Origin of the sequence: Nocardioides psychrotolerans, assembly GCF_943371775.1 — a bacterium.
GTDB lineage: Bacteria > Actinomycetota > Actinomycetes > Propionibacteriales > Nocardioidaceae > Nocardioides > Nocardioides psychrotolerans_A.
The window spans coordinates 1-11604 of sequence record NZ_CALRWD010000110.1; the positions used below are offsets into that span (position 1 = coordinate 1).

An 11604-nucleotide genomic window follows, 5' to 3' on the forward strand; every position below is an offset into this window, starting at 1 on the left:
TCTTCCTCGCCTCCCAGGGCACGCCCGGCGTCATCGTCGAGCACGGCGACACGGCGGCCATGTTCCAGAACCCGCAGGACCCGCGCACCTCCGACTACGTCAACGGTCGCTTCGGCTGATCCGCCTCGGTCGCGGGAGCACTAGGTCCCTGGTGCTGCGCCGTAGGACGTGAGCACGGTGGGTCCATGACCTCCCTGATCTCGCACACGACGATCGACTGCGCGGACGCCTACGCCCTCTCCGAGTGGTGGAAGCCGGTCCTCGGCTTTGTCGACCTCGACGGCGACCCCAACCTGCCCGGTCACGAGGAGTGCATGATCCGCGACCCCGAGACGCTGCAGTCGCTGCTCCTCGTCGAGGTCCCCGAGGTCAAGACCGTCAAGAACCGGCTCCACCTCGACCTGTGTCCGCGCGAGGGCACCCGCGAGCAGGAGCTTGAGCGGCTGCAGGCACACGGCGCCACCGTCGTGGCGGACGAACGTGGCAGATACGGTCCGGGCACCGCCTGGGTCGTCCTCGCCGATCCCGAGGGCAACGAGTTCTGCCTGCTGCGCTCCCCGGCCGAGGTCGACCTGGGACCGCCGCTCTCCACCCAGCCGTGCACGACGAGCACACCCCGGTGACCCCTGGGAGCCATCCACCGCCGCGGTCCTGATCCGCAGGCGCACCCGCCGCCGTTAACGGCTTGCGGTGCAGGTGGAGCGAGAAGAGGGTGGTGGCATGACCTCCTTCATCTCGCACACCACGATCGACTGCGCGGACGCCTACGCCCTCTCCGAGTGGTGGAAGCCGGTGCTGGGCTACGTCGACCTCGACGGCGACCCCAACCTGCCGGGCCACGAGGAGTGCATGATCCGCGACCCCGAGACCGACCACCAGCTGCTGTTCATCGAGGTCCCGGACACCAAGGCCGGCAAGAACCGGATCCACTTCGACCTCCGCCCGCGCGAGGGCACCCGCGACGAGGAGCTCGAGCGGCTGCTGGCCCACGGGGCGAGCGTCGTCGAGGACCACCGTGGGAAATACGGTCCCGGCACCGCCTGGGTGGTCCTCGCGGATCCCGAGGGCAACGAGTTCTGCATCCTGCGCTCCCAGGCCGAGGTCGACGCCCAGCAGTGACGTCGGGCCCCACCCCCGGCGTACCCTGGGAGACATCCACCCCCCGTCACGCCTGACCGGGGGCTGCTGTGTTGTCCGACCTGTTCAGGAGCACCCGTGTCGCTCGCCGGCCTCGCCGACGCTGTCATCGCAGACCCCACCCTCGCCGCGGTCCTGGAGGACGCCGGTGACGGACGCGTCCGCGCGCTCGACCTGACCGGCCCCGAGGCCCTGCGGCCCTTCGTCGTCGCCGGTCTGGTCCGCGCCGGGCGCAGCGTCCTCGCCGTGACCGCGACGTCGCGCGAGGCCGAGGACCTGGTGGCCGCACTGGGCGACCTGGTCGACCCCGACGGCGTCGGCTATTACCCCAGCTGGGAGACGCTGCCGCACGAGCGGCTGAGCCCCCGCAGCGACACCGTCGGCAAGCGGCTGGCGATCCTGCGCCGGTTGGCCCACCCGGGGACCGATGCCTCCAACGGACCGCTCCAGGTGGTCGTGGCGCCCGTGCGCTCGATCCTCCAGCCGCAGGTCAAGGGTCTCGCGGACCTCGAGCCGGTCGAGCTCACCCGCGGCGACGAGATGGCGCTCGACGACGTCGTACGCCGCCTGTCCGACGCCGCCTACACGCGCGTCGACCTGGTGGAGAAGCGCGGCGAGTTCGCCGTGCGCGGCGGGATCGTCGACGTCTTCCCGCCGACCGAGGAGCACCCGCTGCGCGTGGAGTTCTGGGGTGACGAGGTCGAGGAGATCCGCTCCTTCTCGGTCGCCGACCAGCGCACCCTCGACAAGGTCGAGCGGCTCTGGGCGCCGCCGTGCCGCGAGCTCCTCCTCACCGATGACGTCCGGCGCCGCGCGGCCGAGCTCGGCCAGGCCCACCCGCAGCTGCTCGAGCTCACCGACAAGATCGCGGCCGGCATCGCCGTCGAGGGCATGGAGTCGCTCGCGCCCGTCCTCGTCGACGACATGGAGCTCCTCGTCGACCTGATGCCGGGCAACACCCACGTCCTGGTGCTCGACCCCGAGCGGGCCCGCAGCCGGGCCCACGACCTGGTCGCCACGAGCGAGGAGTTCCTCGGCGCGAGCTGGGCGGCTGCTGCTGGCGGGGGCACGGCGCCGATCGACCTGGGTGCCGCTTCCTACCAGTCGATCGCCGACGTGCGTGAGCACAGCCTGGCGCGCGACCTGCCCTGGTGGACGATGAGCCCCTTCGGCCTCGACGACACCGCCGGCGGTGTCACGCCCGTGGGCAGCGCCCAGGACGCCGGGGTGCCCACCCGCACCCTCGCGGTTGCGCCGGTCGACGCCTACCGCGGCGACGTCGAGCGCGCGCTGGCCGACATCGACCGCTGGCGCCAGGAGGCCTTCCGCGTCGTCGTCCTGCACCAGGGCCACGGCCCCGCGCAGCGGATGGTCGAGGCGCTGGGGGAGCGCGACGTCGCGGCCCGCCTCGTCGACGACCTCGACACCCTCGCCGACGACGTCGTGACGGTCACCTGCGGCGCGGTCCAGCACGGCTTCGTCGACGACACCAACCGGCTGGTCCTGCTCACCGGCGAGGACATCAGCGGCCAGCGCTCCAGCACCCGCGACATGCGCAAGATGCCCGCGCGCCGCAAGAAGCAGATCGACCCGCTCGAGCTCAAGGCCGGCGACTTCGTCGTCCACGAGCAGCACGGCGTGGGCCGCTTCGTCGAGATGAAGCAGCGCACGGTGGGTGGCGCGATCCGTGAATACCTCGTCCTCGAGTACGGCGCCAGCAAGCGCGGCGGCCCGGCCGACCGGCTCTACGTCCCCGCCGACGCGCTCGACCAGGTCACCCGCTACGTCGGTGGCGAGCAGCCCAGCCTCGACCGGCTCGGTGGCGCCGACTGGGCCAAGCGCAAGGGCAGGGCCCGCAAGGCCGTCCGCGAGATCGCCGCCGAGCTGATCAAGCTCTACGCCGCGCGCCAGGCGACCAAGGGCCACGCCTTCGGCCCGGACACCCCGTGGCAGCGCGAGCTCGAGGACGCCTTCCCGTTCACCGAGACCGTGGACCAGCTCACCACCGTCGACGAGGTCAAGTCCGACATGCGCCAGACGGTGCCGATGGACCGCCTGGTCTGCGGCGACGTCGGCTACGGCAAGACCGAGATCGCGGTGCGTGCGGCGTTCAAGGCCGTCCAGGACGGCAAGCAGGTCGCCGTGCTGGTCCCGACGACGCTGCTGGTCACCCAGCACCTCAGCACCTTCACCGAGCGGATGAGCGGCTTCCCGGTCAACCTGGCCGGCCTGAGCCGCTTCCAGACCGACAAGGAGGCCAAGGAGGTCGTCGCCGGCCTGGCCGAGGGCACGGTCGACATCGTCGTCGGCACGCACCGGCTGCTCAACCCCGACATCAAGATGAAGGACCTCGGGCTGATCATCGTCGACGAAGAGCAGCGCTTCGGGGTCGAGCACAAGGAGCAGATGAAGCGGATGCGCACCAGCGTCGACGTGCTCTCCATGAGCGCGACGCCGATCCCGCGCACGCTCGAGATGGCGATCACCGGCATCCGCGAGATGTCCACGATCACCACCCCGCCGGAGGAGCGGCACCCGGTCCTGACCTACGTCGGTGCCTACGAGGACCGGCAGATCATCGCCGCCGTGCGTCGTGAGCTGCTGCGCGAGGGCCAGGTCTTCTACATCCACAACCGGGTCAACTCGATCGAGAAGGCCGCGGCCAAGATCAAGGAGCTGGTGCCTGAGGCGCGCGTCGCGACCGCTCACGGTCAGATGGGCGAGCACCAGCTCGAGCAGGTGATGCTGGACTTCTGGGAGAAGCGCTTCGACGTGCTGGTCTGCACGACCATCGTCGAGTCGGGCCTCGACGTGTCCAACGCCAACACGATGATCATCGAGCGCTCCGACACCCTCGGGCTCAGCCAGCTCCACCAGCTGCGCGGCCGCGTCGGTCGCTCCCGCGAGCGCGCCTACGCCTACTTCCTCTACCCCCAGGAGAAGCCGCTCACCGAGACCGCGCACGAGCGGCTGGCCACCCTGGCCCAGCACTCCGACCTCGGCGGCGGCATGGCGATCGCGATGAAGGACCTCGAGATCCGCGGAGCGGGCAACCTGCTCGGCGGCGAGCAGTCCGGCCACATCGCCGACGTCGGCTTCGACCTCTACGTGCGGCTCGTCGGCGAGGCCGTCAACGAGTTCAAGGGCGTGGACGCCGACGCCGAGGACATGCGCGAGGTGCGCATCGAGCTGCCGGTCGACGCCCACCTGCCGCACGACTACGTGCCCAGCGAGCGGCTGCGTCTCGAGATGTACAAGCGGCTCGCCGAGGTGCGTTCCGACGACGACGTCGACGTGCTGCGCGAGGAGATGATCGACCGCTACGGCGAGCCGCCGCAGGAGGTCTCCGCGCTGTTCCTGGTCGCACGCTTCCGGGCCCGGGCTCGGTCGGCGGGCATCGGGGAGGCGACGATCCAGGGCAAGAACGTCCGCTTCGCGCCGGTCAGCCTGCCGGAGTCGCGCCAGCTGCGGCTCCAGCGGCTCTATCCCAAGTCGATCGTCAAGGCGCCGACCGACACCATCCTGGTCCCGCGACCCGGCACCCCCGGACGGACCGGGACGCCCCTGGCCGGCATCGCCCTGCTTGAATGGGCCCGCGGTGTGATCGACAGCGTGATCGACCCGGTCGAGTCGTGACCAGCACCGTCAGCGCCACCCCGAGCACAGCCCTGAGGAGATCCGCGTGAGCACCACTCGACGTCGTCGCACCCTGGCCCGATCGGTCGCCGGGGCCTCCGTCGCAGCGCTGGCCCTGGGCCTGACCGGCTGCGGTGTCGCCGGCACCGGCTTCCGCCCCGGCGTGGCCGCCGAGGTGGGCGACCGCACGGTCAGCACCGACGAGGTCGACTCCCTGGTGAGCAGCTACTGCTCCGCGATCGAGGACATCCTGGCCCAGCAGTCGCAGGTTGTCCCGCTCAGCGTGTTCCGCTCCGGCATCGCCGGCCAGCTCGCGCTGGTCTCCGCGGCCGACCAGTTGGCCGACGACTACGGCGTCGAGCCGGCCGACGACTACCAGCGCGCGCTCGCCGACATCGAGAAGCAGATCGGCGACTTCAGCGAGTCCCAGCAGGAGGCCGTCCTCGAGGTCGAGGGCGCTGCGACCTACGTCGCCGCCGTCCAGCTCTCCGTCGGCGAGCAGATCCTGCGCGACGAGGGCGTGGCCGAGCCCGGCCCCACCGAGGCAGGGGAGCGTGGCCTCGCTGCCTTCACCACCTGGCTCGACGACAACGACGTGGAGCTCAACCCCGAATACGGCATCAGCGTCGACGACGCCTCGATCGACACCGACGACCAGTCGGTGTCCTTCGCCGTCGGCGAGACCGCGCTGATGGGCCTGGCCGAGGAGCCGGACCCGGCCTACGCCGCGTCCCTGCCCGACTCGCAGCGCTGCGGCTGACGTGGGCGAGCCGCTCCTCGACTTCGGCGAGGTCATGCGGCGGCTTCGGGCCGAGTGCCCGTGGAAGGCGGAGCAGACGCACCGCTCGCTGGCGCGCTTCCTGCTCGAGGAGACCCACGAGACGATCGAGGCCATCGACACCGGTGACCCCGACCACCTGCGCGAGGAGCTCGGCGACCTGCTGCTCCAGGTCTACTTCCACGCGGTGATCGCCGAGGAGTCCGGTGCGTTCACCCTCGACGACGTGGCGCGGGGGATCACCGAGAAGATGCTGCGCCGCAACCCGCACGTCTTCGGCGCGCCCGAGGGGACCGCTCCGATGGACGCGGCGGCCGTCAACGACGCGTGGCAGGAGATCAAGGCGACGGAGAAGGCTCGGGAGCACGTCACGGACGGTCTGCCGCCGACCCTGCCCGCGCTCCTGCACGCCGACAAGGTGCTCGACCGGCGGGCACGCGAGGGCTCTGTCGTGCTCCCGCCGACAGGCGACGACGCCGACCTCGGCGACCGGCTGCTGGGGCTGGTCGCCGAGGCCCGCGCGGCCGACCGCGACCCCGAGCAGGCCCTGCGCGACGCCGTACGACGGCTGCTGGAGCGCTGAGCCAGCCCGCTCGCGTGGGGGCGGGCCGGCCCACCCCGCCGCCCGCCGCCGCGCACACGTCCACCCGCGGAGCGTGCTGCGCGCGATGGACCGGCGGCGGGTCTAGGCTGATCGCGCAACCGTCCAGGCGACACAACACCAGGAGCAGCACGTGGCATCGATCGAAGCCGTCGGCGCCCGCGAGATCCTCGACTCGCGCGGCAACCCCACTGTCGAGGTCGAGGTGCTCCTCGATGACGGCTCCTTCGCCCGGGCCATGGTGCCCAGCGGCGCCTCCACGGGAGCCTTCGAGGCCGTGGAGCTGCGCGACGGCGGTGACCGCTACGTCGGCAAGGGCGTCCTCAAGGCCGTCGACGGCGTCATCCAGCAGATCGGGCCCGCGCTCGAGGGGCTCGCCGCCGACGACCAGCGCCTCGTCGACCAGACGATGCTCGACCTCGACGGCACGCCCAACAAGGCCAACCTCGGCGCCAACGCGATCCTCGGGGCCTCGCTCGCCGTCGCCCGTGCCGCGGCCGACTCGGCCGGCCTGCCGCTCTACCGCTACGTCGGTGGACCCAACGCCCACCTGCTGCCGGTCCCGATGATGAACATCCTTAACGGTGGCTCGCACGCCGACTCCAACGTCGACGTCCAGGAGTTCATGATCGCGCCGATCGGCGCGCCGACCTTCCGCGAGGCGCTGCGTCAGGGCGCCGAGGTCTACCACGCGCTCAAGTCGGTGCTGAAGAAGAAGGGCCTCTCCACGGGCCTCGGCGACGAGGGCGGCTTCGCGCCCAACCTCGACAGCAACCGCGCCGCGCTCGACCTGATCGCCGAGGCCGTCTCGGCCGCCGGCCTCACGCTCGGCAAGGACATCGCACTGGCGATGGACGTCGCCGCGTCCGAGTTCTTCAAGGATGGCGCCTACTCCTTCGAGGGCGGCTCCAAGACCGCCGACGAGATGACGGCCTACTACGCCGACCTCGTCGCGGCCTACCCGATCGTCTCCATCGAGGACCCGCTCGACGAGGACGACTGGGACGGCTGGAAGGCCATCACCGACCAGCTCGGCACCAAGACCCAGATCGTCGGCGACGACCTCTTCGTCACCAACGTCGAGCGCCTCCAGCGCGGCATCAGTGGCGGCCAGGCCAACTCCCTGCTGGTCAAGGTCAACCAGATCGGCTCGCTCACCGAGACCCTCGACTCCGTCGAGCTGGCCCACCGCAACGGCTACCGCTGCATGATGAGCCACCGCTCGGGCGAGACCGAGGACACCACGATCGCCGACCTCGCGGTTGCCACCAACTGTGGCCAGATCAAGACCGGCGCCCCGGCCCGGTCCGACCGCGTCGCCAAGTACAACCAGCTCCTGCGCATCGAGGACGACCTCGGCGACGCCGCGCGCTACGCCGGCGCCTCCGCGTTCCCGCGCTACCAGGGCTGACCCCGGAGCGACACGACATGCCCGACTCCCGACGTACGCCGCCCCGCGGGTCCCGCCCGCGGGGCCGCACGGGGCCCGGACGGGCGACCTCCACTGCCCGCGCCGGGCGGCAGCCTGCGGTCGCGCCCCGTCCCGGCGCCGGTGCCGGCACCGCCCGCGGCGACGGCCAGCGTCGACCCCGGCTGACCGGTCGCGCGGCGATCCTGGTGCTCGTGGTGGCGGTGCTCGCCGTCTCCTACGCCTCCTCCATGCGGGCCTTCCTCGAGCAGCGCGCCGAGAACAACGCCTACCTCGAGGAGATCGCGCAGCGCTCGGCCAGCATCGACGACCTCGAGCGTGAGAAGCGCCGCTGGAACGACCCGGCCTACTTGCAGGCCCAGGCGCGCGAGCGGCTGAGCTATGTCATGCCCGGCGAGACCTCCTACATCGTCCTCGACGAGGACGGCAACGCCCTCGAGAGTGAGTCGGAGCTGCGCGACCCCTCCGAGGTCGACGCCGACCGGGTGCCCGAGGCCTGGTGGGGCAAGGCGTGGGACTCCGTGCAGCTCGCCGGTCGCCCGCCCAAGGCCGAGCCGCCGCCGCTGACCGAGATCGACGGCTCCCAGCAGCCGTGATCGACCCGACCGACGAGGCGGCCATCCACGCCCAGCTGGGCCGGGAGCCGCGTGCCATCCACGCCGTGGGCCACCGCTGCCCCTGCGGCAACCCCGACGTCGTCACGACCGAGCCGCGCCTGCCCAACGGCACGCCGTTCCCGACGACCTTCTACCTCACCTGCCCGCGCGCCGCGTCGCTGATCGGCACCCTCGAGGGCTCGGGCCTGATGAAGGAGATGCAGGCGCGCCTCGGCGAGGACCCCGAGCTCGCCGCCTCCTACCGCGGCGCCCACGAGTCCTACCTCGCCTTCCGCACCGAGCTGGCGCGCCAGTCCGGCCACGACGTCCCCGAGATCGAGGGCATCACCGCCGGCGGCATGCCCGACCGCGTCAAGTGCCTCCACGTGCTCGCCGGCCACGCGCTCGCCGCCGGACCGGGCGTCAACCCGCTCGGCGACGAGGTGCTCGAGCTGCTCGGGGAGTGGTGGGCCTCCGGACCGTGCGTCTCCGCCGCGACCGCCGCGACCGCCGAGGTCGCCGAGGCCGCCGACTCGTGATCGCGGCGATCGACTGCGGCACCAACACCATCAAGCTGCTGATCGGCGACCTCCCCGAGGTCGCCGTGCGCGAGGCCCGGATGGTGCGTCTGGGCGAGGGCGTCGACCGCACCGGGCGGCTCGGCGACGAGGCGCTGGCGCGCACCTTCGCCGCCATCGAGGACTACGCCGAGCTGGTCGCCGCCCACGACGTCACCCGGATGCGCTTCTGCGCGACGTCCGCGACGCGCGACTCCGCCAACGCCCAGGAGTTCTCCGACGGGGTCCTCGCCCGGCTCGGGGTGCGTCCCGAGGTGCTCGCCGGCGAGGAGGAGGCGGCGCTGGCCTTCGCCGGCGCGGTGCGCAACCTCGCGTCGCGCCCTGACGAGCCGGTGCTGGTCGTCGACATCGGCGGTGGCTCGACCGAGCTGGTCCTCGGCACGTCCGCCCCGACGGCCGCGCACTCCATGGACATCGGCTCGGTGCGGCTGCACGAGCGGCACCTGCACGACGACCCGCCCACGGCCGCCCAGGTCGCCGCGTGCGTCGCCGACATCGACGCTGCCCTCGACGCCTCGCCGGTCCCGATCGCCGAGGCCGCGACGGTCGTCGGGATCGCCGGCACCGTGACCACGGTCGCGGCCGGGGTGCTCGACCTGCCGGCCTACGCCCGCGAGGCGATCGACCAGCAGGTGCTGGCGGTCCCGGTGGTCCACGAGGTCGTGGAGAGGCTGGTCGCGATGCCGGTCGCCGAGCGGCTCGCGCTGGGCTACATGCACCCCGGCCGCGCCGACGTGATCGACGCCGGGGCGCTGATCCTGTCGCGGGTCCTGCTCCGCTCAGGCGTCGCCACCCTGCTGGTCTCGGAGTCCGACATCCTCGACGGGATCGCCTGGTCGATCACACCCTGAGGTCTCCTCGTGGTTTGTCGGGTCGACCGATCGGGCACCGACCCGGCTGACCCCCACCGAAGGAGCACCACCATGAGCAAGCTGTCCCTCCTCGCCGCCGGCGGCGTCGGCTACGTCCTGGGAGCCCGCGCCGGACGTGAGCGCTACGAGCAGATCAAGCTCCAGGCGCAGAAGGTCGCCCGCAACCCCCAGGTCCAGGACGTCACCCAGCGCGCCAAGGACGAGGCTGCGGCCCAGGCCACGGCCGCCGCCGGGGTCGTCAAGGACAAGGTCACCGACGCCGCGTCGGCCGCCGCCGACAAGGTGCGCCAGGAGACCTCGATCAACCCTGCTCCCTGAGCGCACGCACCGACGGGCGGGAGGATGGTCGCGTGACCCTCCTCCCGCACCCGTCCGTCGGTGGGGCCTTCGCCTCTCCCGTGCCGGCCGGCACCGGCTGGCCGGGTGACCCCGCACCTCTCGACACCGACGTCGCGACCTCGCCCTCCGGCGTACGACGTCTGGCGCGGAGCGCCACCCTTCCCGACCTCGACGCCCGGATCAGCGTCTGTCGTGCCTGCCCCCGCCTGGTCCGCTGGCGCGAGGACGTGGCCGTCGCGAAGCGCGCGGCCTACGTCGACCAGCCCTACTGGGGCCGACCGATCGCCGGGTTCGGGGCCGAGGCACCGCAGGTGCTGGTCGTCGGGCTCGCGCCGGCGGCCCACGGGGCCAACCGCACCGGCCGCGTCTTCACCGGCGACCGCTCCGGGGACTGGCTCTTCGCGAGCCTGCACCGGGTCGGCCTCGCCAGCCAGCCCACCAGCGTCGACGCCGCCGACGGGCTGGCCCTGGTCGGCACCCGCATCGTCGCGGCGGTGCGCTGCGCCCCGCCGCAGAACAAGCCGACCACCGACGAGCGTGCCCGCTGCGCTCCCTGGCTCGACCGCGAGCTGGCCCTCGTCGCGCCCTCGCTGAGGACCGTGGTGGCGCTCGGCTCGATCGGCTGGGACGCCGCCCTGGGGGCGTTCCGCGGCGCGGGGTGGGGCGTGCCGAGCCCCAAGCCGCGCTTCGGGCACGGCGCGTCGGCGGTCGTCACCACGTCCCACGGCGAGGTGCTGCTGCTCGGCTGCTACCACCCCAGCCAGCAGAACACGTTCACCGGTCGGCTCACCGAACCCATGCTGGACGACGTGCTCGGTCACGCCGCTGCCAGAATGTCGCCGTGACCCCGTCCTCCACGCTGCACGCCATCACCGTCCTCGGCCACGACCGGCCCGGCATCATCGCCGAGACCACCGGTCGCCTCGCCGACCTCGGGCTCAACCTGGAGGACTCCACGATGACCCTCCTGCGGGGTCACTTCGCGATGATGCTGGTCTGCGCCGGCGCCCCGGAGGCCGACCAGATCGAGGCCGCCCTGGCCCCGCTGACCACCGACGGCACGCTCACGGTGACCGTGCGGGAGGTGCCGGTCGAGCAGCCTGAGGCGAGCGACGGCTCGCCCTGGGTGCTCACCGTCCACGGCGGCGACCGCGCGGGCATCGTGTCCTCGGTCGTCACCGAGGTGGCCCGCGTCGGCGGCAACATCACCGACCTCACCACGCGGCTGGCCGGCGACCTCTACCTGCTGGTCGCCGAGATCGACCTGCCCGCCTCGGTCGACGTCTCCGCCGTCGAGGCCGCGATCCGGTCGGTGGCCAGCGACCTCGGCGTCGGCGCGACACTGCGCCCGGCGGAGGCCGACGAGCTGTGAGCGACGATCGCGTGTCCTCCTGGACGGAGGACGAGCTGGGCGTGCCCGGAAGGGTGCTGCCCGTCGTACGCGCCCCGGAGCCGGTGCTGTCCACCGTCGGCGCCGACGTCGACCCGACGTCCCTCGAGACCGTGCAGCTGGCGGCCGACCTCGTCGCGACGATGCGGGTCAGCCCTGGTTGCGTCGGTCTCGCGGCGCCCCAGGTCGGCGTGAGCGCGCGGGTCTTCTGCGTCGACGTGACCGAGCACCCCAAGACCCGGACGGGT

At 72.4% G+C, this 11604-nt stretch carries 13 protein-coding genes; all 13 read left to right on the forward strand.

What is annotated here, in order from left to right; all coding sequences use genetic code 11:
• The first annotated feature begins 185 nt into the window (after positions 1-185).
• Positions 186-623 carry a VOC family protein gene (locus AAG827_RS20875; RefSeq protein WP_341928134.1) on the forward strand — a complete coding sequence of 146 codons (438 nt, stop codon included), beginning with the start codon at positions 186-188 and terminating at the stop codon, positions 621-623.
• 97 nt (positions 624-720) lie between these two features.
• Positions 721-1119, forward strand: coding sequence for a VOC family protein (locus AAG827_RS20880; protein WP_341928135.1), 399 nt, complete (start codon positions 721-723; stop codon positions 1117-1119).
• 96 nt (positions 1120-1215) lie between these two features.
• Complete coding sequence (gene mfd, locus AAG827_RS20885) at positions 1216-4773, forward strand: transcription-repair coupling factor (RefSeq protein ID WP_341928136.1); 3558 nt, start codon at positions 1216-1218, stop codon at positions 4771-4773.
• 46 nt (positions 4774-4819) lie between these two features.
• A complete protein-coding gene (locus AAG827_RS20890; protein ID WP_341928137.1) occupies positions 4820-5533 on the forward strand; it encodes a hypothetical protein in 714 nt (237 codons plus the stop codon).
• A 1-nt stretch (position 5534) separates the two neighbouring features.
• Positions 5535-6134 carry a MazG family protein gene (locus tag AAG827_RS20895; RefSeq protein ID WP_341928138.1) on the forward strand — a complete coding sequence of 200 codons (600 nt, stop codon included), beginning with the start codon at positions 5535-5537 and terminating at the stop codon, positions 6132-6134.
• Between the two features lie 151 nt (positions 6135-6285).
• The gene (gene eno / locus AAG827_RS20900) at positions 6286-7563 is read left to right on the forward strand and encodes a phosphopyruvate hydratase (protein ID WP_341928139.1); all 1278 of its coding nucleotides are present in this window, start codon (positions 6286-6288) and stop codon (positions 7561-7563) included.
• 17 nt (positions 7564-7580) lie between these two features.
• The gene (locus AAG827_RS20905; RefSeq protein ID WP_341928140.1) at positions 7581-8177 is read left to right on the forward strand and encodes a septum formation initiator family protein; all 597 of its coding nucleotides are present in this window, start codon (positions 7581-7583) and stop codon (positions 8175-8177) included.
• On the forward strand, positions 8174-8716 hold the full coding sequence (locus AAG827_RS20910; protein WP_341928141.1) for a DUF501 domain-containing protein: 543 nt from the start codon (positions 8174-8176) through the stop codon (positions 8714-8716). Before AAG827_RS20905 ends, AAG827_RS20910 begins: the two co-directional genes overlap by 4 nt.
• The gene (locus AAG827_RS20915) at positions 8713-9606 is read left to right on the forward strand and encodes an exopolyphosphatase (RefSeq protein ID WP_341928142.1); all 894 of its coding nucleotides are present in this window, start codon (positions 8713-8715) and stop codon (positions 9604-9606) included. Before AAG827_RS20910 ends, AAG827_RS20915 begins: the two co-directional genes overlap by 4 nt.
• Positions 9607-9678: 72 nt before the next feature.
• Entirely contained in the window at positions 9679-9945 is a 267-nt protein-coding gene (locus AAG827_RS20920) for a hypothetical protein (RefSeq protein WP_341928143.1), read from the forward strand.
• A 32-nt stretch (positions 9946-9977) separates the two neighbouring features.
• Positions 9978-10811, forward strand: coding sequence for a uracil-DNA glycosylase (locus AAG827_RS20925; RefSeq protein ID WP_341928144.1), 834 nt, complete (start codon positions 9978-9980; stop codon positions 10809-10811).
• Complete coding sequence (locus AAG827_RS20930) at positions 10808-11338, forward strand: ACT domain-containing protein (protein ID WP_341928145.1); 531 nt, start codon at positions 10808-10810, stop codon at positions 11336-11338. Before AAG827_RS20925 ends, AAG827_RS20930 begins: the two co-directional genes overlap by 4 nt.
• 11 nt (positions 11339-11349) lie before the next feature.
• A partial coding sequence (locus tag AAG827_RS20935; RefSeq protein ID WP_341928146.1) for a peptide deformylase occupies positions 11350-11604 on the forward strand: 255 nt, incomplete at its 3' end.